The sequence below is a fragment of the Curtobacterium sp. 179-B 9B NHS genome (assembly GCF_045370965.1).
Lineage (GTDB): Bacteria > Actinomycetota > Actinomycetes > Actinomycetales > Microbacteriaceae > Curtobacterium.
Genome location: NZ_JBIQDQ010000006.1, coordinates 133,316 through 154,551 on the forward strand (window position 1 = coordinate 133,316; position 21,236 = coordinate 154,551).

The window sequence follows — 21,236 nt, forward strand, 5'->3', positions numbered from 1 at the left end:
CGTGCGACCAGGACGGATGCGCGCGGCAAGTCGTGCGACGAGGACGGCCAGGAGGCCCGGACGTGCCCGCGGCCTACGGTCCCGCGGTCGGCCGCGGCGCCAGCGCCTGCACCAGCAGCGCGCCGAGCTCCCGCGGAGCCGTGACCATCGGCCAGTGCCCGGTCTCGAGGCCCACGATCGTCAGGTCCTCGACGGCGACGAGCTCCGTCGTCCACGCGTGGTGCTCCGCCACCATCGCCGCGAGGTCCGTCGCCGGGGCCTCGCACGACACCACCGTCGCCGGGATCGCGTGCCGCGCGGGGTCGGTGTAGTGGAAGGGGTCGGACGCCACGGCCGCGGGCTCCGGGACCGCCCGGCGCTCGAGGTCCTCCCGCACCGCGGGCGTCACGTCACGCACGGTCGCGGGCTCCCAGACGTCCCATGACGGCAGCGGTACGACCCCGTCGACCACGGGCAGTTCGTCGTTGACGACGGCGCCGTCCGGCCCGGGGAACGTGTCGACGTAGAGCAGGTGCGCCACGAGCGACGGTCGTCGATCGGCGGCCAGGAGCACCATCGGACCCGCACCCGAGTGCCCGGCGAGCGCGACGGGCTCGTCCGGCGTGGCCACGGCGTCGAGGACCGCCACGATCCCGGCGACCTGCTCGTCGAGCGTGTCGCCCGTCCGCGTGATCGCCTGGACGGAGTGCCCGGCCTCCTGCAGCACGGGCGCCACCTCGTCCCACGCGCTCGCGTCGAGCCAGAACCCGGGCACCAGGATGACGTGCATGCGCGGGAGGTTACTCGCCGGTGCGCGCCGCGGTGCAGACCGCGCACTCGCCGAAGATGTCGACGACGTGGCTGGCGTTCGTGAACCCGTTCGCCGCCGCGACCTCCTGCGCCCACCGTTCGACCGGGTCCGCCTCGATCTCGACCGTGCGGCCGCAGTTCCGGCAGATCAGGTGGTGGTGGTGCGCGTCGGTCGTGCACGCGCGGTACAGCGACTCGCCGTCCTGCTGCAGCGAGTCGGCGTCGCCCTCGGTCGCCAGGTCGGCGAGCGCCCGGTACACGGTCGCCAGTCCGATCGTGGAACCACCGTCCCGGAGGTGCTGGTGGAGTGCCTGCGCACTGACGAACCCCTCGGTGCCGGAGAGCGCGCTGCGCACGGCCTCCCGCTGCCAGGTGTTCCGCTTCGGCTTCTGCACGGCGTTCACGCGGTGACTCCTTCCCTGCGGGTCGCGTCGGTCGACGCGTCGGTCCCGGTCGGGAGGCGCGGCACGCCTCCGTCGGTCTGCTCACGGTCCGCGATGCGGTCGCGTCCGCGTCTGTCCCTGCGGCTGCCGACGATCCGGCAGACGACCCAGATCACGAACGAGATCGTCGTGACGTAGGGGCTGATCGGCAGTCCGCCGCCGAGTGCGAGCAGGATGCCACCGACGACCGACACGACCGCGAACACCGTCGAGAGCACCGGGACGACCACGGGGTGCGAGGTCAGGCGGAGCGCGGCGGCAGCGGGGGTGACGAGCAGCGAGAGCACCAGCAGCGCGCCGACGATCTGCACCGACACCGCGGTCGCGAGCCCGAGCGCGAGCATGAACACGATCGCGAGGGTCCGCACGGGCACCCCGGCAGCGGCCGCGACGTCGGGGTCGACCGACGAGAACATCAGCGGGCGCCAGATCACCAGGAGCGTCACGACGACGATCGCGGAGACGACGACCAGCGAGGTCAGCTGCGGGTTGTCGACCGAGACGATCTGCCCGGTCAGCAGCCCGAACTTGTTCGCCGCCCGGCCCTTGTACAGCGCCAGGCACAGGATGCCGAGCCCGAGACCGAACGGCATGAGCACGGCGATGATCGAGTTGCGGTCGCGGGCCCGCGAGCCGAGCAGCCCGATGAGCAGCGCCGCGACGACGGAGCCGACGAGCGACCCGGTGACCACGTTGACGCCGAACAGCAGGGCGGCGCTGGCCCCGGCGAAGGACAGTTCCGAGATGCCGTGCACCGCGAACGGCATGTTCCGCGCGACGACGAACGGGCCGATGAGCCCGCCGACGATGCCGAGCACGGCGCCGGCCCAGATCGAGTTCTGGACGAGGACCAGGAGCTCGCCGTAGTCCTGGAACGAGAAGACGGTCGACAGCACGTCCATCAGATGCGTCCTTCGTCCGGGGTGGTGGTGTGCGGGTCGGCATCGCAGTGGTGGTGCGCCCCGGTCTGGTCGTGGGCCTCGTTCGCGCCGACGATGACGATCCGTCCCATGGTGCGGACGACGTCGACCGGGGTGCCGTAGAGGTCGCTCAGCACGTCGGCACGCAGGACCTCGTCGGGGGCGCCGATGCGGAAGCGCCCGCCGGCGATGTAGAGGACCCGGTCGACGACGTCGAGGATCGGGTTGACGTCGTGGGTGACGAAGAGCACGGCAGCGTCCTGCTGCCGACGCTGCCGGTCGATGAGCTCGGTGACGCCCCGCTGGTGGCGGAGGTCGAGCGAGATGAGCGGCTCGTCGCAGAGGAGCAGTGCGGGGTCCGCGGCGATGGCCTGCCCGACGCGGGTGCGCTGCTGCTCACCGCCGGACAGCTCGGCCACCGGGGCGTCGGCGAACGCGGTCGCACCGACCTCGTCGAGGATGCGGTCGACCCGAGCGCGCTCGGCCCGGCTGGCGGGCAGGACACCCCACCGGGAGCCGGTCACCCCCTGGGCGATCATGTCCCGTGCGCGCAGGGGCGTGCCGGACTCCATGAGGCGCTGCTGCGGGATGTACCCGATCCTCCGGTGCCCGCGACGGACGGGCTGCCCGAGGAACGACATCGTCCCGCCCGTCAGGCGCTGCTGGCCGAGCACGGTGCGCAGGAGCGAGGTCTTGCCGGCACCGTTCGGCCCGAGCACCGCGACGAACTCGCCCGGCGCCAGGTCGAGGTCGAGGTGCGACCAGAGGGTCCGCGATCCGTACGAGAGCGCCGCGTCACGGAGGGCGAGCACGGCGGAACCGCCACGGCCGGGGGCCGCAGCGGTTCGCGAGGGGGTCTGGACCGCGGTCACTTCGCGAGCGCCCCCGTGATCTCGTCGATGTTCGCCTGCTGCCACGAGACGTAATCCTCCCCCTTCGGGAGCGTCTCCGTGACACCGACGACCGGGATGTCCGCCTGCTCGGCGGCCTTCTGGACCTGCTCGGTCTCGGGGCTGGAGGTCTGCTCGTTCACGGCGAGGAGCCGCACCTGCTTGCCGGTGAACAGCTTGAGGGTGTCGTTGAGCGCGGCCGGCGGGACGTCGTCGCCCTCCTCGATGGCCTCGGCGAAGGCCTCGGGCGTCACGTTGTCGAGCCCCATCGCGTCGAAGAGGTACCCGGGGACGGGCTCGGTGTACGACACCTTCTCGCCGTCGACCTCCTCCTTGGCCGCTGCGGTCTGCGACTCGAGGTCGTCGAGCTTCGTGGTGAGGGTCTTCGCGTTGCGCTCGAAGGTGTCGGCGTGCGCGGAGTCGAGCTTCGTCAGACGCTGTTCGAGGTCGGCCACGAGCTTCACCATCGTCGGGTAGTCGTAGAACACGTGCTCGTTGAACTCCGCGTCGCCGCCCTGGTCGAGCCCGGAGAGCTCCACGACGTTGATCGTGTCGGCCGTCGTGTTCGAGGCCTTCGCCAGGGTGGTCATGAAGTCGTCGTACCCGCCGCCGTTCTCGATGAGCAGGTCGGCCTTCGACACGGCGAGCTGCGTCTTCGCGCTCGACTCGAACGAGTGCGGGTCCTGCGACGGGTCGTCGAGGATGCTCGTGACCTCGACGTCGTCGCCGCCGATCTCCTGCGCGATCGAGCCGTAGACGTTCGTCGAGGCGACGATCCGGACGGTGCCGTCACCCGAGGCGTCACCGGAGGCGGAGGACGTGGCGCAGCCGCTCAGCGCGAGGGCTGCGGCGCCGGCGACGAGCGGCAGGGCGAGGAGGCGACGGTTCTGCATGGCGAGAGCGTACGGCTTGCTGATAACGGTTGTCAAAATCAGCCGACCGACGGACGGAAGGCGCGGTGCCAGCCGGTACCGCGCCTCCCGTCCGGAGCAGGATCAGCGAGCGATCAGGGCTTGGTGGCCGCGTCGATCGTGCTCTCGGCGATCGTGTCGTCCTCGCGGCCCGGTGTCCGCAGGTTCCACTTCTTGATCACGAACGAGAACAGGAAGTAGTAGACGACCGCGTACGCCAGGCCGATCGGGATGAGCCAGATCGCCCCGTCGGCCTTGCCGAAGTTCAGCACGTAGTCGATCGCGCCGGCCGAGAACGAGAAGCCGTCCCGGATCCCGAGCGCGTTGACCAGCGCCAGCGAGGTCCCGGTGAGGACCGCGTGGATGACGTAGAGCGGGAACGCCACGAACATGAACGAGTACTCGAGCGGCTCGGTGATGCCCGTCACGAACGACGTGAGTGCGGCCGAGATCATGATGCCGCCGACGACCTTGCGGTTCTGCGGCTTGGCGTTCCGCCAGATCGCGAGCGCACCGGCGGGCAGCGCGAACATCATGATCGGGAAGAAGCCGGTCTGGAAGATGCCCGCGGTCGGGTCGCCGGCCAGGAACCGCGCGATGTCGCCGTGGTAGGTCACGCCGTCCGCCGTGAAGCTGCCGAGCTGGAACCACGGGAAGAAGTTGAGCAGCTGGTGCAGGCCGATCGGGATGAGCATGCGGTTGACGAAGCCGAAGACGCCACCACCGATGACCGCGTTGTCCGCGACGGCCTGGCCCGCTGCGGTCAGCGCGATGTCGAAGTAGCGGTACACGAACGACATGAGCACCGCGATGACGAGACCGGCGACGGCCGTCAGGATCGGGACGAGACGGCGACCGGAGAAGAAGCCGAGGAAGTCCGGCATCTTCGTGCGGTGGAACCGCTGCCAGAGCACGGCCGCGACGAGTCCCATCACGATGCCGCCGAGGACACCGAAGTTGATGGTGGCCTGCTCGCCGTTCGCATCCTCCACCCCCGCGAGGACGATCGGCGACATGGCCTTCCAGACCTCGTACATGACCATGTAGCCGACGACCGCGGCGAGCGCCGTGGTCCCGTCCGACTTCTTCGCCCAGCCGATGGCGATGCCCACCGCGAAGAGCAGCGGCAGCCAGGTGAAGACGCCGTTGCCGGCCGCAGCGACGATCGAGGCTCCCTGCTCGAAGCCGGGGATGGCGCCGAGCATGTCGGACTGCCCCAGGCGGAGCAGGATGCCCGCGGCCGGCATGACCGCGATCGGCAGGAGCAGGCTCCGACCGAGGCGCTGGGCGTTCGCGAACAGCCTGGACTGCTTCTTCGGGGTCTTCTTGTCCGGCACGTCCGTTGCAGCAGCGGTGCTCATCGGCGTTCCTCTCGTCATCGGGTGGAGCTGGGCGCAGGGGTGAGTTGAGTCATGCGAGGACCCCGGGTAGCCTCGGCGGTACCGCCGGGTCCGGTCCTGTCCGGTCATGACCAGTTCCGTAGTCTGAACCGGTGACCAGATGCGTGTCAACCCGGCACGGAATCCGCAACGAGGAGGAAACGATGGCCGACATCAAGGCAGCCGACATCATCGCCGCACTGGGTGGCGCGGACAACATCGACGAGGTCGAGGGCTGCATCACGCGCCTCCGCGTCGAGGTCGAGGACGGCGACCTCGTGGACAAGGCCGCCCTGCAGGCAGCGGGCGCGCAGGCCGTCGTCGGCGGCGGCACCGGGTGGCAGGTCATCGTCGGTCCGATCGCGGACAACCTCGCGCAGGACATCCAGGACGAACTGTGACCGCGGTCCGGACCCCGTTCGCGGGCCCGGTCGTCGCACTCGCCGACGTGCCCGACCCGGTGTTCGCCGGGCAACTGGTCGGTGCGGGGGTCGCCGTCGACCCGACGGGTGTCGCGGGTCCGGTGACCGCGGTCGCCCCGGTGGACGGCACGATCGTCAAGCTCCACCCGCACGCCTTCGCCCTGCAGGGCTCCGCCGGGACGGACGTCCTGGTGCACGTCGGCATCGACACCGTGAAGCTGCGGGGCGAGGGCTTCGAGCTGCTCGCGGCCGAGGGTGACACCGTGCACGCCGGGGACCCGGTCGTGCGGTTCACCCCGAGCGTGATCGAGGCCGCCGGCTACTCCCCGGTCTGCCCGGTCGTGGTGCTCGGCAGTGCGCCGGACTCGGTCGAGCAGCGCTCGGTCGGCACCACGGTGCCCGAGGGCGCCACGCTCTACACCGTCTGACCGCGGGGGAACCCCGCCGAGTCTCGGCCCAGCGGACGTCTTCGCGGGCGCACGAACGCAAACCTGTCCGCGGAGCCGAGACTCGGCCGCGGGGGCGGGGGCGTGGCAGCGCGCGCTACGCCCCCGGCCGTCGGGCGGTGACCTCCATCTGCACCCGGTAGCGGTCGGACCGGTACCAGGACCGGGCGTGCTCGACGGGCCGGTCCCCCGAGTACGACACCCGGTCGAACTCGAGCAGGGGTGCCCCGGTCCTGGTCCCGAGCAGCGTCGCGACGTCGTCGGCCGCGGGCTTCGCCGCCACCGTCTGCTGCGCCCGGTCGATCGGCACGCCGTACGTGTCCGCCGCGAGCGAGTACACCGACCCGGACAGGTCCTGGTCGAGCAGGCCCGGGTACGCCGTCGCCGAGAGCCAGGCGTCGTCGACGGACACCGGTGCGCCGTCCGCCATCCGCAGGCGCTTCAGGTGGTGGGCCGTGTCGCCCTCGTCGAGGCGCAGCGCGGCCGCGGTGTCGGCCGGCGGGACCCGCTCCTCGCGCACCAGCACGACGGTCGTCGGGACGTGGCCGAGCGCACGCATCTCCTCGGTGAAGGACGCCAGGTGCAGTGTCGACTGCACGGGACGGTGCGCCACGAAGGTGCCCTTGCCGCGCACGCGCTCCAGGTAGCCCTCGTTGACGAGCTGTCCGAGGGCCTCGCGCACCGTGATCCGGGACACCCCGTACTCGGCGATGAGCTGCCGCTCCGAGGGGATCGCCGCGCCGGGCGCGAGTCGGGCGGTCGCGAGGTCGAGCAGGATCCGCCGCAGCTGCTGGTGCTTCGGCTCGGCCCCCTCGGTGATGCGGCTCGTCATGCGGTCCTCGTGCTCCGGTGCTCGTCGACTCCGGGCGGTCCTCGCCCAGCTGGTCCTGTGCGGACATGACCAGTTGTCCTCACAGTAGCGATCAGGATGCGAGAAGCCAACGCCGTGACAAGATGACGCCCGTGACCTCGGTGGTGATCGTGGACGACGAGACGCTCGTCCGGTACGGCTTCGAACTCATCCTCGGCGCAGCGGCGGACATCGACGTCGTCGCCACGAGCGGTGACGTCGACGCGGTCGAGACCGTGCGCCGGCACGCCCCCGACGTGGTCCTGCTCGACGTGCGCATGCCCCGGGTGAACGGGCTCGAGGTGCTCGCTGCACTCCGGCAGCTGCCCGAGCCGCCCGCCGTGGCGATGCTCACCACGTTCGACACCGACACGCAGGTGGTCACCCGGGCGATGGAGTCCGGCGCCGCCGGGTTCCTGCTCAAGGACACCGACCCGGAGTCGCTCGCCGAGTACGTCCGGGCGCTCGCCCGCGGCGGCATCGTCCTGGCACCGGGCGTGGACCGCACCCGCCTGTTCGCGCACCGGCCGTCGACGCCGGCGCCGGAGCTCTCCGACCGCGAGCACGCCGTGGTGCGGCTCGTCGCCGAGGGTGCCAGCAACCCCGAGATCGGTCAGCGCATCGGCGTCAGCACGGGCACCGTGAAGGAGGACGTCCGCGCCCTCCTCGCCGCGTTCGGCGTCACCACGCGCGTCCAGCTCGCGCTGCGCGCGGCGGAGGCCGGGCTGCTCGATGGCTGAGCCCGCTCCGTCCGGTCGCGTCCGACGACTGCTGGCGCGGACGGACGGGAGGCTCGACGCACTCGTCGACGTCGGCCTCCGTCGTGCGCGTGCCCACCCGGCCCCGTGGTGGCTGGTCGACGCGCTCTTCCTCGCGGCCGCCGTCGTCGACGCCGTGCTCGACATCGCGGGCGCCACGACGACCGAGATCACCCTGTCGCTCGTCGCGGCGGGTGCACTCGTCCTCCGTCGGCGGCTCCCCGTCCTGGCCTTCGCGCTCACGATGCCCGGGCTCTTCATCGGCTCCGGTGTCGTCGCGGCGAGCATCGCCCTCTTCACGCTCGGTGAGCGGACGGACCGCCGGTGGCTCATGCTGCTCGCCGCCGTCGTGCAGTTCGTCGGGTTCAGCGGCTTCGTCGTCGGCCCGCCGCAGCAGCTCGACGAGATCGTGGTGTCGATCGTGTACGCGCTCATCTTCGCGCTCGGCCCGCTCTCGATCGGCCTGCTCGTGCGGACCCGCGCGGACCTGGTCGACCGCATCGCCGAGCTCGGGGCCTCCCGTGCCGAGGAACGGCGTCGCGCCGCCGAGGTCGCCCTCTCCCGCGAACGCGCCCTGCTCGCGCGCGAGATGCACGACGTCGTCTCGCACCAGGTGACCCTCATCGCGGTGCAGGCCGGCGGCGTGCAGATGGCCGGGCGCGACGAGCAGGAGCGGGCGTTCGCGCGGACGATCCGGCAGCTGTGCGTCGTGACCCTGCAGGAGCTGCGCGAGATGGTCCAGGTGCTCCGGGCGTCCGGCGGCACCGACCGGGAGATCGCCCCGCAGCCCGTGCTCGCCGACCTGCCCCGGCTCGTCGCCACGAGCGGGCTCGAGACCGACGCGGCCGTCGACCTGCCCGAGACCCTGCCCCTGCCCGTGCAGCGCGCGGTCTACCGCTTCGTGCAGGAGGGCCTGACGAACGTCCGGAAGCACGCCCCCGGCGCCGTGGTCCGGATCAGCGGTCGGCTGCACGGCGACCAGGTGCTCGTCGACCTCGTGAACGGGCCCGCACGTGCCGACCGGCTCGAACTGCCCGGGTCCGGCCTGGGGCTCATCGGGCTCGGCGAACGCGCGTCGCTCCTCGGCGGCCGCCTCGACTCGGGACCGCAGCCCGGCGACGGGTTCGCGCTGCACCTGCGCCTGCCCGTCGAGCACCGACCGAGCGTCCCCACCCCCTGACGGCCGGGCGAGCGAGCGGCGGACGACGGGTGACCAGCCCTCCGAGGGACGGTCGGTGGCCGATCGGCCACCCGTGTTCACGCCACCGCCCGATGCACCGACCCGGCAGGGTCGGCTGTGATGGCAGCGTGGTCCAGTCAGCGCTCGTCGTCAGCATCCGTCGACACCCCGTCTCCGTGGGCGTCGGCGTCGCCTCCGTCCTGCTCGCCGTCACGGCACGCGTCGCGCACGCCGAGCCGGACTTCCCGCACCACCCGCCGGTCGCCTGGGCAGCCCTCGCGGTCGTCGTGGCCGTCACGGTGCTCGCGGAACGCACGCTCGGGTCGCTGCGCACCGTCCTCGTCGGCGTGGGCGCCCCGCTCGCGGCCGTCGGCGTCACCTTCCTGGCGGTGACGGTCGGGTCGGCGATGGGCGAGGCCCACGCGGAGGCCGCCGCGGGTGAGCCGCTGTTCGCCCCGTCCGCCGTCGCGACCGCCCTGCTCGCCGCGGCCTCCGCCACGATGCCGCCGGCCCGCCGACGTCGTGTCCGGGCCGTCCTGTGGACGGTCGTGCTCACCCTGGTGCTGTTCGCCGGCCACGGCTCCGACACCGCGCGTGCCCTGGCGACCCTGTTCGGGACCGCCGCCGGAGCGCTCGTGGTGCGCCGCGCCTCCCGGCCGGCACCGACCGCGCCGCGCACCGACCGGACCGTCGTCACCCACCCGCGCTCGGTCGTCGTCGCGACGCTCGTCGCCCTCGGCGCGGGCACCCTGGTGACGCTCGTCGTGCCGGAGCCGGACGGCGTCCTGTCGCCGTTCGCCGATGCCATGAGCGACCGGGCGACCGTGCTCGTCGGGGTGCTCCTGGTCGGGGCCGCCTGGCTCGTCCAGCGCGGCCGTCGCACCGGGCTCGTCCTGGCGGCGGGCCTGCTGGTGACGCTGTCCGCCGTGCTCGCCGACGTGTTCCTCATCGAACCGCTGCAGGACGGCTTCGTGCAGTGGCAGGGCCTGACGACCGACGAGGTCGAGTGGCAGGTCACGCTGCTCGGGGCCTGGGCCGTCCCCGCCGCCGTGCTCCTGGCGATCGTGGTGCTCCGCGGCCAGCTGGTGCGCGTTCGCTTCCGTGCGACGCCGACCTGCGGCGAGGACTACCTCGGCATGCTCCGCGAGGGGGACGCGGGCACGCTCGGGCACATGGGCACCTGGCGGGGCAACGCGACCTGGACGCACCCGGACGGACTCGGTGCCGTCGCCTACCGCGTGCACGGCGACGTCGCCCTGACCGTGTCGGACCCGGCGTGCGCCGCCGCGGACCGGGCCGAGGTGGTCGCCGCGTTCGCCCGCGCCTGCGAGCGGAACGGCTGGACCCCCGCGTTCACGAGCGTGCACGAGCCGGTGCGGGCGATCCTCGCGGCCGAGGGGTGGGCGTCCTTCCCCGTGGGCGTGGAGTCCGTGCTCGACGTGACGACGTTCGACCTGCGCGGCAAGAAGCGCCAGGACCTGCGCACCGCGTCCAACCGTGCCGACCGCGAAGGGCTCCGCGACGAGTGGACCACGCTCGCCGCCCTCGACGCCGACCAGCGCGCGCAGGTCGAGGCGATCTGCACCCGCTGGGCAGCCGACCGTCGGCTGCCGGAGATGGGCTTCACGCTCGGTGGGTTCCGCGAGCTCGAGGACCCGGACGTCCGACTGCTGCTCGCCGTGACCGCCGAGGGTCGGGTGACCGCGGTGACGAGCTGGCTGCCCGTGTACGAGCACGGTGCCCTGACCGGGTACACGCTCGACGTCATGCGACGCGGCGAGGACGGGATGCCCGGGGTGATGGAGTTCCTGATCGCCCGGACCGCCCTGCGCGCCCGCGAGGCCGGCCTCACCACGATCAGCCTCTCCGGCACGCCGCTCGCACCGCACACCGACGCCGGGTCCTGGGTGGCCCGCGGGTCGGCGCTCCTCGCCCGGGCGCTCGAGCCCGTCTACGGCTTCCGGTCGCTGCAGCGCTTCAAGGAGAAGTTCGGCGCGCGCCACGAGCCGCTCTGGCTCGTCGTCCCGAGCGCGCTGCAGGCGCCCCGGGTGGCGCGAGCGCTCACCAGCGCGTACGTGCCCGGGCTCCGTCCCAAGCACCTGTGGGCGCTCCGCCAGGCGCACGTCGCCCCGGCGGCTGAGCAGCCGGCCGCCCGCTCGTGAGCCCCGTCGAGTGGCTGCTCGCGACGCAGCTGCAGGCACCGAACAAGCTCGTGCCGGCCGACCTGGCGTTCGCCGTGCTCGCGACCGCCGTCCTGCTGCCCGCCGTGCGGCAGTGGCGGTCGCGGCAGGCCTGGCGCCGAGCGGCCCTCCGCGCCGGCATCGCTGCCGCTGCCGCGCTCGTCGTGCTCGCCGCCTGCTGGTTCACCACGCAGGTCGTCGACCTGTTCGGCGTCGCGCTGAGCCCGATCACGCAGATGTGGAGCGCCTTCGCCGGCGCGGCACTCGCCCTCGCGGTCACCGGTCTGGTGCAGGGCGGCGGATGGCGTCGCGCGCTCGCGATCGTCCTGGTGCCGGCGGCGCTCGTCGTGCCCGCGCTCGGCATCAACGTCGAGTTCGCCAAGTACCCGACGCTCGGCACCGTCGTGCAGAGCGACCCGTGGCCCGCCTACGACCGTGACGCCGCTCCCCTCGACACGATGCCCACCGCCGGGATCGTCCGGACCGCGACCATCCCCGGCACGCGCTCGCACTTCGACGCGCGGCCGGCCGTCGTCTGGCTGCCGCCGGCGGCCCTGGTGCGGGACCCGCGACCACTGCCCGTCGTCATCGCCTTCTCGGGGCAGCCGGGTGCGCCCGGGGACCTGTTCACCGCCGGTCGTCTGGCGGAGTCCCTGGACGCCTACGCCCGCGCGCACGACGGTCGGGCGCCCATCGTCGTGAGCGTCGACCAGCTCTCCGCGCCGGGGAGGAACACGATGTGCGTCGACTCCCGGCTCGGGAACGTCGCGACCTACGTGACGCAGGACGTGCCGACCTGGATCCACGCGAACCTGCCCGCGACGACCGACCGGAAGGCCTGGGGGCTGACCGGGTTCTCGCAGGGCGGCACGTGCACGATGCAGTTCCTCACCGGGCACCCGTCCGCCTTCGGTGCGGCGCTGGCGGTGTCGAGCGAGCTCCAGCCGATCGACCAGGGCCCGCAGCACAGCGCCGACCAGGCGTTCGGCGGATCCGTGGCGGCCTGGCAGGCGGCGGCACCGATCGCACAGATGCGGGAGCACGGGCTGGACGGCCACGCCCTCTGGCTGACCGCCGGGTCGTCCGACCGGAAGTTCAGCGAGAACGCACGGGAGCTCGGTGCGGCCGCGCGGGAGGCAGGGGCCCGGGTCGAGGTCGGATCAGCGCCGGGCAGCGGTCACGACTGGAACACCGTGCAGTGGTCGTTCCGGACGTACGTCGGGCCGTTCGCGGACGCGTTGTCCGCGGCGGAACCTCGATCGCAGAGCTGAATATCGTACATCCGATGTTTGACATCACCCGAAGCGCTCCGTCACGCTGATCGGACACATCAGACGAACGGAAGGGTGACGACATGGAACACAAGGGGAAGCAGGTCCTGATCGGCCTCACGCTGACGATCGGGCTGGTCGTCGGCGGGACCGCGACGGTGGCGGTCGCGAGCCCGACCGAGGTGCTCGGGCAGGGCTCGGAAGCGGGCGGGATCGTCATCCCCGACTCCGGTGCCGGAACGTCCGGAGAGCGTCGCTCCTCGGTCCTGCAGCGGAGTGACGGCGGGGGCGGGAGCTTCTGGCAGTGGGGCGTCGGCAGCAGTGACGTCTGGTCGAACTACTTCCGCGAGAAGCGCTGCCACGGCGCGACCGCGGTCGGGAAGAAGTCGAGGCAGGTCACGGGTGTCCCCGGCGGGCGGTACGCCTACGCGATCACCCCGAAGAAGTTCAGCGGGAACCAGGCCTACTACCACAACTGCTGACCGTCGACGGTCCTGAGAACCGCATGCGACCCCGTGCACTGGTACTCGCCTACGCCATTCCGCCCGTCCTCGCGTTCGTCCTCGCCTTCGTCGGACTCACCGTGGCGGACGAGACCAGCGTGGTCGGGGCGACGTCCTCGGTCACCGTCTCCCTCGGCGGCGCGGCGCGGTCGAACCGGATCATCGCAGGAGCGATCACCCGCGTCGCCGAGGAACACCACGCGACCGTCGTCCGGATGGTCGCCGACCGCGCGGACCCGGACGGACGCCGGACAGCGCTCGTGACCGACGCTCCGCGGACGCTCGGCGAGCAGTGGCTCCGTGACGGCTACCCGGACTTCTCCAGTGCGGTCTCGACCCGGGTCCGACCGATGGCCGACCTCGACCGCGTCGACCCGACCGGCACGTACGAGCTGTTCGGCGACGATGCCGCCCGGCGTTCCCTGGTCCGCGCCTTCGCCTCGGTCGGGTACGGAGCGAGGACCGAGTCGATCCCGCTCCTGGCCCGGCTCGGCATCGGCGAGACGGTCGACGGCACCGCGGGACTGGTCGGCATCCTGGTCCTCGGATCGGCGACCGCGTGCCTGGTCGCGACGGTCGGCTCCCCACGGCGCTGCGCGGTCCGGCGACTGCACGGACACAGCACGGCGCGGATCCTGCGGCAGGAGCTCGGTGCACTGCGGACGAGCGCGACGGTCGTGCTCGTCGGCGCGCCACTCGCCGGCGTCGGCATCTGGATCATCAACGGCGCAGCGCAGTGGCCGGCACTCGTCGCCGCGTCCGCGCTGCTCTGCGCCGCGCTGCTCACGCCGGTGCTGCTCGCGCACGCGACGGGCGTCCTCCTCGCCTGCCGACGCCCCCTGGTCGACTCGCTGCGTGGCTCGCGGCCACCGGGTGGGATCGTCGGGCTCGCGCACATCGCACGGCTGGCGGCGACACTGCTGCTCGTCGCCGCGGTGAGCGGTCTCGTCGGCGCCGAGGTCGTGGCGCGGACGTCCGGCACCGATCGGGACCTCCGGGCGGCAGGGACGGTCGTGCAGCTCTGGATCACGCCGGACCCCCGACCGATCGAGTCACAGGCGTACTGGGACCGGCTCGGCCGGTTCGCCGGTGGCGCACTGCAGGACCACGACGCACTGCTCACCGCGCTCAGGGAGGTCTCGACCGGCGAGGGCGGCGCGGGGGTGTCCGCGCTCTTCGTCGACGCCGAGTACCTCCGACTCCAGGACGTCCGCGCGGCGGACGGCACCCGCATCCGTGCCGGTGCGACGCCGACCGTCTGGCTCCCCGAGCGCAGCAGGCTCGACCCGGACGCGCTCGTCAGGTCGCTCACCGACTGGGACTTCCGCGACGCGCCCGCTGCGGCCACCCGGGACGTCACCGTCGGGCGGCTCGGCACGCCGGAGCTCTGGACGTACCCGGACGGCGGCCGGGTCCGGGGATGGGTCGACGACGCCGTCCTGGTGGTCGTCCCGACGCCGGCCACGATGTTCTCGGCGGACCAGCTCGGCTCGTGGCTGTCGACCGGCGACGTCGCGTTCCGCGACCGTGCGCGCGCGGAGCGGGCGATCCACGCTGCCGGGGTCGGCTCGGAGATCAGTGCCGTGGTGGACGTCGGACAGGCGGCAGCGGAGACCGCACGCGGTGCCCGGCGGACGGTCGTCGCCCAGTCCGCTGCGGTCGTGAGCGGTGCCGTGGTGTCGGTCGCGCTCGCTGTGCTCGCGACGTCGGCACACCGTCGCCGGCACGGCCGGGCCAGGTTCGCGAAGACCGTCGCAGGTGTCCACCCGGTACGGGCCGACGCCGACCTGCTCGCCGTCGAGGTGGTGTCCGTCGCCGTCGCAGCTGTCGCGGCGGGTGCGGCGTGGTCCCGGCTCAGGCCGGATGCATCGTGGCGGGTCTCGACGCTGGACCCGCTGACGCAGACGGCCACTCCGGCAGCGCTGCTCGCGATCGCGGCCGCGGTGGTGGTGTCGATCGTGAGCACCGTGATCGTCCTGGGCACGGCCCGGGGCACCGACAGGTCCCGAGGAGACGAAGCACGATGATCGACGTCCTGACCGTCAGCAAGCAGCGGGGCGGTCGCTCGCTCTGGGAGGACCTCACCTTCTCGGTCGACGCCGGCGAGGTCGTGGCGCTCACGGGGCCCAGCGGCTGCGGCAAGTCGACGCTGCTCGACTGCGTCGGCCACATCGACCGGGTCGACTCCGGGACGATCAGCATCGGCGGTGTGGACGTGGGACGGAGCGCACGCCGCGCGCGCCTGCTCCGCCGGGACCACATCGGCTACCTGTTCCAGGACTTCGGGCTGGTCCACGATGCAACCGTGGGGGCGAACGTCGACCTCGCCCGACCGACCGGACGCGGCCGTCGTCGGGGCCTCTCGACCGCCGCGGCGCTCGAACAGGTCGGACTCGGCGGCCGCTCGACGGCGCGCGCCCATGAGTTGAGCGGCGGCGAGCAACAGCGCGTCGCGCTCGCGAGGCTCCTCGTCAAGCAGCCGTCCGTCATCCTCGCCGACGAGCCGACCAGCGCGCTGGATGCCGACAACGCTGCGCTGGTGCTCGACCGGCTCGAGTCGTTCGCGGCCGCGGGCGCCGCGGTCCTCATCGCGACGCACGCGCCGTCGGTCACACGGCGCGCGGCACGCGTGATCGCCCTCCGGGATGCACGGGACCATCGAGGCGGACCCTGAGCAGGCCCGCTCCTCGGCGCCGTCCGCCCCTCAGGCGTTGCGGACGAGCCAGGCGAACTGGTCGTCGGTGAGTTCGCGGTCGGTCCACACCTGACCGAGCGCGCCGTCCGGAGCAGCGACCGACGCCGGCCCCTGCCAGACGAGCGACAGCCCCACCTTCCGCAGCACAGCGGCCGACGCCGGGTTGTTCGTCAGCACCCGGCCGGTCACCGGTGCGCAGGGAGCTGCGCGGTGCGCTTCGGCCACGGCTGCGCGCGCGAGCTCGCTGGCGTACCCGTTCCCCCAGGCCGCGGGAGCCAACCGGTAGCCGAGGTTCCAGACCCCCGCCGTCGTCATGTCGACGCCGCCGACCCCGACGAACGCTCCGTCCGTCGTGCGGACCGTCCACGAGCCGAGGCCGTACCGGGCCCGACCGCCGATCTTGCGCTGCACCAGGTCGACCGTCGTCGCACGGTCGGCGTGCCGCCCAGAGGGCAGGTGCTCCCAGGTCCGCGCGTCGGAGAACACCGCGTGCACGTCGTCGATGTCGGCGGGCGTGAGCGGTGTCAGCACCAGGCGATCCGTCCGGATCTCCTGCTGTGGGGTCAGGAGCTGGTGGGCCATGGTCCGATCATCACCCCGACCCCCGACAAGTGGGTGGACACCACGCGACGTCCGCGCGATCCGGCCCCGGACTGCGGCTTCGCGCAGCCCGGGGCCGGACCGGTGACGGGCGGGCAGGCGTCAGTCGAGCAGCAGCGCCGGCTCCTCGAGCACCGAAGCGATGTCGTGCACGAAGCGCGAGGCCACGTCGCCGTCGACGACCCGGTGGTCGAACGAGGCACCGATCGTGGTCACCATGCGCGAGCGGACCTCGCCGTCGACGACCCACGGCTTCGGCTTGATCGTGCCCATCGCGACGATGGCGACCTCACCTGGGTTGAGGATCGGGGTGCCGGTGTCCATGCCGAAGACACCGATGTTCGTGATCGTCACGGTGCCGTCGGCCATCTGCTGCGGCGTGGTCTTGCCGTCGCGGGCGGTGAGCGTCAGGTCCTCGAGCGCCTTCGCGAGCTCGAACAGGGACATGTCCTGCGCGTCCTTGATGTTCGGCACGATGAGCCCACGCGGGGTCGCCGCGGCGATGCCGAGGTTCACGAAGTGGTGGACGATGATCTCCTGGTCGGTCCAGGTCGAGTTCACCGACCGGTTCCGACGGACGGCCCAGATGACCGCCTTGGCGAAGACGAGCAGCGGCGAGACCTTGACACCGGCGAACGTCGGCGAGGACTTCAGGCGCTTGACGAACTCCATGGTGCGGGTCGCGTCGACGTCGACGAACAGGGACACGTGCGGCGCCGTGAACTTCGACGTGGTCATCGCCTTCGCGATGGCCTTCCGCACGCCCTTGACCGGGATGGTCTCGCGGCGGACGTCGCCCCACTCGGGCGTCTCGATGTTGCGGAAGACGCCGGCCTGCTTCGCGTGCCGGATGACGTCGTCGCGCGTGACCTCGCCGGCGAGACCCGTCGGCACGACCTCGGTCAGGTCGACGTCCAGGTCCTTCGCGAGCTTCCGGATCGGCGGCTTCGCCAGGACGATGCCCGACACGACGGCCTTGCGCGGTCGGGAGCCCTGCTCGCCGACGGCCTGCGAGATGCTGTCCTCGCCCGGGTCCGAGGCGGCCTCGGCCGCGGCGACGGCGTCCGCACTGGAGGCACGGCTCGCCTCGGCAGCGAGCGCTGCGGCCCGGCGGGCGCCCGGCTTCCGGCGGGACGGGGACGTGGTCGCGGAGCCGTACCCGACCAGGACGGCGCCGGACGACTCGTCGGAGCCGACGACGGTCGCGTGGTCAGCGACCGGCTGCGACGGAGCCGCGTGCCGCGGTTGCTGCGGAGCAGCAGCGGCTGCGGGGGCCGGTGCCGGCGGGGTCTGCTGCGCGGGCGCCGGCGGCGTCTGCGCGACGGGAGCCGGAGCGGCCGCTGCGGCAGGCGGGGTGACGGCGACGTCCGGCGAGGCCGGGGCGCTGTCGGCGACGGTGGACGGGCCTCCCGGCTGGGCGGACGTCGACGCGACCTGGACGTCCGAGTCGACCCGGATGATCGGCTTGCCGACCTCGACGGTGTCGCCCTCGGAGACGAGCAGCCCGGTGACGGTCCCGGCGAACGGCGACGGCAGCTCGACGAGCGACTTCGCGGTCTCGATCTCGACCAGGACCTGGTCGACGGCGACCTCGTCCCCGATCGCGACGCGCCACTGCACGATCTCGGCCTCGGTCAGGCCTTCGCCCACGTCGGGCAGGGGGAATTCGGCGGCGGGCACTGCGGCTCCTTCGAACGTTCTGGTCGGCTCGGTCAGTATGCGAGGGCGCGGTCGACGGCCTCGAGGACACGGTCCGCGTCCGGCAGGTGGAGGTGTTCGAGCTTCGACACCGGGAAGGGGACGTCGAACCCGGAGACCCGGATCGGCGGCGCCTGCATCGTGTAGAAGCACTGCTCCGCGACGGTCGCGGCGATCTCGCTGCCGACGCTGACGAAGCCGGAGGCCTCCTGCGCGATGACCACCCGGCCGGTCTTGCGGACCGAGGTCAGCAGCGGCTCCCAGTCGATCGGCGAGATGGAGCGGAGGTCGATGACCTCGCAGCTGGTGCCCTCGGCCTCGGCGATGTCCGCAGCCTGCATGAGGGTCGCCACCATCGCACCGTGGCCGACGAGGGTGACCTCGGTGCCGGTCCGGGCGACGCGCGTGGTGTGCATCGGGACGTGGCCGTCGACGAGGTCGACCTCGCCCTTCGGCCAGTAGCGCGACTTCGGCTCGAGGAACACGACCGGGTCCTTCGACGCGATCGCCTCCTGGATCATCCAGTACGCGTCGTTCGGCGTGCTCGGGCTCACCACGCGCAGGCCCGGGGTGTGCGCGAAGTACGCCTCCGGGGACTCCTGGTGGTGCTCCACGGCGCCGATGTGCCCGCCGTAGGGGATGCGGATGACGACCGGCAGCGACATGTGCTGCGGCAGGCGGTTCTGCATCTTGGCGAGCTGCGAGGTGATCTGGTCGAAGCCCGGCCAGACGAAGCCGTCGAACTGGATCTCGACCACCGGACGGTAGCCGCGCAGTGCCAGGCCGATCGCGGTGCCGATGATGCCGGCCTCGGCGAGCGGGGTGTCACGGACGCGCTTGGCACCGAACCGCTCCTGCAGGCCCTCGGTGATGCGGAAGACGCCGCCCAGCTGGCCGATGTCCTCGCCCATGAGCAGGACCTTGTCGTCCGCGGCCATCGCGGCGGCGAGGCCGGCGTTGAGCGCCTTGGCCATCGGCAGGGTCTGCACGGGCTCGCTGGGGACCTCGCCCGCACCGGGGTGGGCGCGGAGCGTGTAGTCGAAGAGCTGCTCGGTCGTGCTCATCAGTGGGAGCCCCCTTCGTACCCGGCCTCGTACTGCTCGAGCCAGGCCTTCTGCGCGGTGGTGACCGGGTGCGGCTCGCGGTACACGTTGTCGAACATGACGTCCACCGACGGCGGGGTCAGGGCGACGGTCGCCCGTCGGACGTCGGCGGCGATGTCCTCGCCCTCCTCGTCGAAGCGCGCGAGCTGCTCGTCGGTGACCCCGCGGCTGCGCAGGTACGCGGCCGAACGGGCGATCGGGTCGCGCTCCACCCACGAGGTGAGCTCGTCGTCGAGGCGGTAGCGGGTCGGGTCGTCGGAGCTCGTGTGCGCACCGATGCGGTAGGTCTCGGCCTCGACGAACGCCGGCCCCTGCCCGGAGCGGGCGTGGTCGGTCGCGACGAGGGACGCCGTGTACGACGCCAGGACGTCGTTGCCGTCGACGCGGACGCTCGGGATCCCGAAGCCGCGCGGGCGGTCGACGAGCGGGGTCGGCGACTGCACCGACACCGGCACCGAGATCGCCCAGTGGTTGTTCTGCAGGAAGAAGACGACGGGGGCCTTCGTCGACGCGGCGAAGACGTACGCCTCGTTCACGTCGCCCTGGCTGGTCGCGCCGTCGCCGAAGTAGACGATGGTGCAGGCGTCGCGGTCGGGGTCACCGGTGCCCACGTCGCCGTCGAGCTGCTGACCGAGCGCGTAGCCCGTCGCGTGCAGCGTCTGCGACCCGATCACCAGCGTCGAGATGTGCGTGTTGCCGCGCTCGTCCGGGTCCCAGCCGCCGTGCGTCTGGCCGCGGTACATCGCGATGATCTCCATCGGCTCGACACCGCGGTGCATCGTGACGGCGTGCTCGCGGTACGACGGGAAGACGTGGTCCTGTGCGCGGAGGGCGAAGACGGAGCCGACCTGCGCGGCCTCCTGTCCGTGGCTCGGGACCCAGAGGCCGAGCTGACCGGTGCGCTGGAGGTTGTGGCCCGCGTGGTCGAACCGACGCGTGAGCACCATGCGGCGGTGCATCGCCAGCAGGGCCTCGTCCGGGATCGTCCGCGCGACGGCGGCGTACTCGGCGTTCTCGTCGGTCTCCACGAACCGGCCCTCGGGGTCGAGGATCCGGACGGTGGCCGTCGCGGGGGCCGCGGCGTGGAATGACATGTCGGTCAGCGTAACGCCAGGGCCTACCGGGCCGCCTGGAGGTCCCCCACAAGCGACCCCGCCGTTTCGAGGAGCGTTTCCACAGCCTCGTGCTCCCCGATCGACACCCGGATGCCCTCGTTCCCGAAGGCCCGCACGATGATGCCGGCGGCCTCGAAGCGCTCGGCCGCGTGGGCCGTCAGCTCCCCGGTCGGCAGCCAGACGAAGTTGCCCTGGGCGTCCGGGACGTCCCAGCCCTGGCCGCGCAGCGCGGCGACGATGCGGTCACGGCTCACCGCGAGCTCGGCGACGCGGTCGAGCAGCTCGGTCTCGCGCTCCAGGCTCGCGAGCGCCGCCGCCTGGCCCTGTGCCGTCACCGACAACGGGATCGCGCAGGCACGGACGGCGTCGAGCACGTACGCCGGACCGAACGCGTACCCGACGCGCAGGCCCGCGAGTCCGTACGCCTTGGAGAACGTGCGGAGGACGACGAGGTTCGGGTACCGCTCGAGCAGCGGCGTGCCACGGACCGCGGTGGGCTCGGTGACGAACTCGGCGTAGGCCTCGTCGAGCACGACGAGCACGGTCGACGGCACGCGCGCCATGAACGTCTCGAACTCAGCGCCCGTGACGACGGGTCCGGTCGGGTTGTTGGGCGAGCAGACGATGACCATGCGGGTGCGGACGGTCACGGCGTCGGCCATGGCGTCGAGGTCGTGGCCGCCGTCCGGGCGGTTCGGCACTTGCACGCTCGTGGCACCGGCGACCGTCACGACACCCGGGTAGGCCTCGAAGGAGCGCCACGCGTAGACGACCTCGTCGCCGGGGCCGCTCGTCGCCCGGGCCAGCTCGTGCAGGATCGCGACGCTGCCGGGCGCGACGTGGACCTCGTCGACGGTGAGTCCGGCGCGGTTCGCGAGCACGGCGCGGACGGCCAGGGCGGTGGCGTCCGGGTAGCGGTTGTAGGCCGTCTGCGCCTGCACGGCCTCGACGACGCCCGGCAGCGGCGGGAACGGGTTCTCGTTGCTCGACAGCTTGAAGGCGTCGGGCGCTGCCTGACGCCCCTGCTTGTACGCGGGGAGGACGGCCACCTCGGGCCGGATGTGCACGCGCTCGTCAGTCACG

At 72.5% G+C, this 21,236-nt stretch carries 21 protein-coding genes; 9 read left to right on the forward strand and 12 right to left on the reverse strand.

Going from position 1 to position 21,236, the window contains the following annotated elements; genetic code table 11:
* Positions 1-73: 73 nt before the first annotated feature.
* From ACH0A8_RS07810 to ACH0A8_RS07835, 6 genes are all read right to left on the reverse strand, one after another.
* On the reverse strand, positions 74-769 hold the full coding sequence (locus ACH0A8_RS07810) for an alpha/beta fold hydrolase (RefSeq protein ID WP_406906945.1): 696 nt from the start codon (positions 767-769) through the stop codon (positions 74-76).
* 10 nt (positions 770-779) lie between these two features.
* Positions 780-1,193 (reverse strand): Fur family transcriptional regulator, encoded by a 414-nt coding sequence (locus tag ACH0A8_RS07815; RefSeq protein ID WP_081984565.1) that lies wholly within the window; start codon positions 1,191-1,193, stop codon positions 780-782.
* The gene (locus ACH0A8_RS07820) at positions 1,190-2,134 is read right to left on the reverse strand and encodes a metal ABC transporter permease (RefSeq protein WP_066651805.1); all 945 of its coding nucleotides are present in this window, start codon (positions 2,132-2,134) and stop codon (positions 1,190-1,192) included. The genes ACH0A8_RS07815 and ACH0A8_RS07820 overlap by 4 nt, the downstream gene beginning before the upstream one ends.
* Positions 2,134-2,964, reverse strand: a complete 831-nt coding sequence (locus tag ACH0A8_RS07825; RefSeq protein ID WP_235426445.1) for a metal ABC transporter ATP-binding protein — start codon at positions 2,962-2,964, stop codon at positions 2,134-2,136. Before ACH0A8_RS07825 ends, ACH0A8_RS07820 begins: the two co-directional genes overlap by 1 nt.
* 56 nt (positions 2,965-3,020) lie before the next feature.
* On the reverse strand, positions 3,021-3,935 hold the full coding sequence (locus tag ACH0A8_RS07830; RefSeq protein ID WP_209684236.1) for a metal ABC transporter solute-binding protein, Zn/Mn family: 915 nt from the start codon (positions 3,933-3,935) through the stop codon (positions 3,021-3,023).
* Between the two features lie 113 nt (positions 3,936-4,048).
* Positions 4,049-5,314 (reverse strand): PTS transporter subunit EIIC, encoded by a 1,266-nt coding sequence (locus tag ACH0A8_RS07835; RefSeq protein WP_400340469.1) that lies wholly within the window; start codon positions 5,312-5,314, stop codon positions 4,049-4,051.
* Between the two features lie 161 nt (positions 5,315-5,475).
* On the opposite strand from ACH0A8_RS07835, the gene ACH0A8_RS07840 reads away from it, so the two are divergent.
* Both ACH0A8_RS07840 and ACH0A8_RS07845 read left to right on the forward strand, forming a co-directional pair.
* A complete protein-coding gene (locus tag ACH0A8_RS07840) occupies positions 5,476-5,733 on the forward strand; it encodes a PTS transporter subunit EIIB (protein ID WP_268746776.1) in 258 nt (85 codons plus the stop codon).
* Positions 5,730-6,182 (forward strand): PTS glucose transporter subunit IIA, encoded by a 453-nt coding sequence (locus ACH0A8_RS07845; protein ID WP_066651796.1) that lies wholly within the window; start codon positions 5,730-5,732, stop codon positions 6,180-6,182. Before ACH0A8_RS07840 ends, ACH0A8_RS07845 begins: the two co-directional genes overlap by 4 nt.
* Positions 6,183-6,297: 115 nt before the next feature.
* On the opposite strand, the gene ACH0A8_RS07850 is transcribed toward ACH0A8_RS07845, so the two are convergent.
* The gene (locus ACH0A8_RS07850) at positions 6,298-7,032 is read right to left on the reverse strand and encodes a GntR family transcriptional regulator (RefSeq protein WP_066651794.1); all 735 of its coding nucleotides are present in this window, start codon (positions 7,030-7,032) and stop codon (positions 6,298-6,300) included.
* 131 nt (positions 7,033-7,163) lie between these two features.
* Here ACH0A8_RS07850 and ACH0A8_RS07855 point away from each other — a divergent pair, with 131 nt between their 5' ends.
* The 7 genes from ACH0A8_RS07855 (at position 7,164) to ACH0A8_RS07885 (ending at position 15,616) form a co-directional block, all read left to right on the forward strand.
* The gene (locus tag ACH0A8_RS07855; RefSeq protein ID WP_200884149.1) at positions 7,164-7,790 is read left to right on the forward strand and encodes a response regulator transcription factor; all 627 of its coding nucleotides are present in this window, start codon (positions 7,164-7,166) and stop codon (positions 7,788-7,790) included.
* Positions 7,783-8,988, forward strand: coding sequence for a histidine kinase (locus ACH0A8_RS07860; RefSeq protein WP_406906946.1), 1,206 nt, complete (start codon positions 7,783-7,785; stop codon positions 8,986-8,988). Before ACH0A8_RS07855 ends, ACH0A8_RS07860 begins: the two co-directional genes overlap by 8 nt.
* 128 nt (positions 8,989-9,116) lie before the next feature.
* Positions 9,117-11,150 carry a bifunctional lysylphosphatidylglycerol flippase/synthetase MprF gene (locus tag ACH0A8_RS07865; protein ID WP_406906947.1) on the forward strand — a complete coding sequence of 678 codons (2,034 nt, stop codon included), beginning with the start codon at positions 9,117-9,119 and terminating at the stop codon, positions 11,148-11,150.
* Positions 11,147-12,439: an alpha/beta hydrolase gene (locus ACH0A8_RS07870; protein ID WP_406906948.1), complete on the forward strand. Its 1,293-nt coding sequence runs from the start codon at positions 11,147-11,149 to the stop codon at positions 12,437-12,439. The genes ACH0A8_RS07865 and ACH0A8_RS07870 overlap by 4 nt, the downstream gene beginning before the upstream one ends.
* A gap of 83 nt (positions 12,440-12,522) precedes the next feature.
* Complete coding sequence (locus ACH0A8_RS07875; protein WP_066651785.1) at positions 12,523-12,921, forward strand: lactococcin 972 family bacteriocin; 399 nt, start codon at positions 12,523-12,525, stop codon at positions 12,919-12,921.
* A 23-nt stretch (positions 12,922-12,944) separates the two neighbouring features.
* On the forward strand, positions 12,945-14,969 hold the full coding sequence (locus ACH0A8_RS07880; RefSeq protein WP_406906949.1) for a hypothetical protein: 2,025 nt from the start codon (positions 12,945-12,947) through the stop codon (positions 14,967-14,969).
* On the forward strand, positions 14,966-15,616 hold the full coding sequence (locus ACH0A8_RS07885; protein ID WP_406906950.1) for an ATP-binding cassette domain-containing protein: 651 nt from the start codon (positions 14,966-14,968) through the stop codon (positions 15,614-15,616). Before ACH0A8_RS07880 ends, ACH0A8_RS07885 begins: the two co-directional genes overlap by 4 nt.
* Positions 15,617-15,646: 30 nt before the next feature.
* On the opposite strand, the gene ACH0A8_RS07890 is transcribed toward ACH0A8_RS07885, so the two are convergent.
* From ACH0A8_RS07890 to ACH0A8_RS07910, 5 genes are all read right to left on the reverse strand, one after another.
* Positions 15,647-16,219 (reverse strand): GNAT family N-acetyltransferase, encoded by a 573-nt coding sequence (locus tag ACH0A8_RS07890; RefSeq protein WP_406906951.1) that lies wholly within the window; start codon positions 16,217-16,219, stop codon positions 15,647-15,649.
* Between the two features lie 120 nt (positions 16,220-16,339).
* A complete protein-coding gene (locus ACH0A8_RS07895) occupies positions 16,340-17,917 on the reverse strand; it encodes a dihydrolipoamide acetyltransferase family protein (protein ID WP_406906952.1) in 1,578 nt (525 codons plus the stop codon).
* Positions 17,918-17,949: 32 nt separating this feature from the next.
* On the reverse strand, positions 17,950-18,909 hold the full coding sequence (locus ACH0A8_RS07900; RefSeq protein WP_406906963.1) for an alpha-ketoacid dehydrogenase subunit beta: 960 nt from the start codon (positions 18,907-18,909) through the stop codon (positions 17,950-17,952).
* Between the two features lie 89 nt (positions 18,910-18,998).
* Positions 18,999-20,132 (reverse strand): thiamine pyrophosphate-dependent enzyme, encoded by a 1,134-nt coding sequence (locus ACH0A8_RS07905; protein ID WP_406906953.1) that lies wholly within the window; start codon positions 20,130-20,132, stop codon positions 18,999-19,001.
* A 23-nt stretch (positions 20,133-20,155) separates the two neighbouring features.
* On the reverse strand, positions 20,156-21,235 hold the full coding sequence (locus ACH0A8_RS07910) for a histidinol-phosphate transaminase (RefSeq protein WP_406906954.1): 1,080 nt from the start codon (positions 21,233-21,235) through the stop codon (positions 20,156-20,158).
* Position 21,236: the final 1 nt, after the last annotated feature.

What these genes read in the sequence shown, in the direction of transcription:
- ACH0A8_RS07880 (WP_406906949.1), top strand. Translation starts at nt 12,945, where the DNA reads ATGCGACCCCGTGCACTGGTACTCGCCTACGCCATTCCGCCCGTCCTC.
- ACH0A8_RS07905 (WP_406906953.1), bottom strand. Translation starts at nt 20,132, where the DNA reads ATGTCATTCCACGCCGCGGCCCCCGCGACGGCCACCGTCCGGATCCTC.
- ACH0A8_RS07885 (WP_406906950.1), top strand. Translation starts at nt 14,966, where the DNA reads ATGATCGACGTCCTGACCGTCAGCAAGCAGCGGGGCGGTCGCTCGCTC.
- ACH0A8_RS07890 (WP_406906951.1), bottom strand. Translation starts at nt 16,219, where the DNA reads ATGGCCCACCAGCTCCTGACCCCACAGCAGGAGATCCGGACGGATCGC.
- ACH0A8_RS07830 (WP_209684236.1), bottom strand. Translation starts at nt 3,935, where the DNA reads ATGCAGAACCGTCGCCTCCTCGCCCTGCCGCTCGTCGCCGGCGCCGCA.
- ACH0A8_RS07820 (WP_066651805.1), bottom strand. Translation starts at nt 2,134, where the DNA reads ATGGACGTGCTGTCGACCGTCTTCTCGTTCCAGGACTACGGCGAGCTC.
- ACH0A8_RS07875 (WP_066651785.1), top strand. Translation starts at nt 12,523, where the DNA reads ATGGAACACAAGGGGAAGCAGGTCCTGATCGGCCTCACGCTGACGATC.
- ACH0A8_RS07900 (WP_406906963.1), bottom strand. Translation starts at nt 18,909, where the DNA reads ATGGCCAAGGCGCTCAACGCCGGCCTCGCCGCCGCGATGGCCGCGGAC.
- ACH0A8_RS07810 (WP_406906945.1), bottom strand. Translation starts at nt 769, where the DNA reads ATGCACGTCATCCTGGTGCCCGGGTTCTGGCTCGACGCGAGCGCGTGG.
- ACH0A8_RS07860 (WP_406906946.1), top strand. Translation starts at nt 7,783, where the DNA reads ATGGCTGAGCCCGCTCCGTCCGGTCGCGTCCGACGACTGCTGGCGCGG.
- ACH0A8_RS07835 (WP_400340469.1), bottom strand. Translation starts at nt 5,314, where the DNA reads ATGAGCACCGCTGCTGCAACGGACGTGCCGGACAAGAAGACCCCGAAG.
- ACH0A8_RS07850 (WP_066651794.1), bottom strand. Translation starts at nt 7,032, where the DNA reads ATGACGAGCCGCATCACCGAGGGGGCCGAGCCGAAGCACCAGCAGCTG.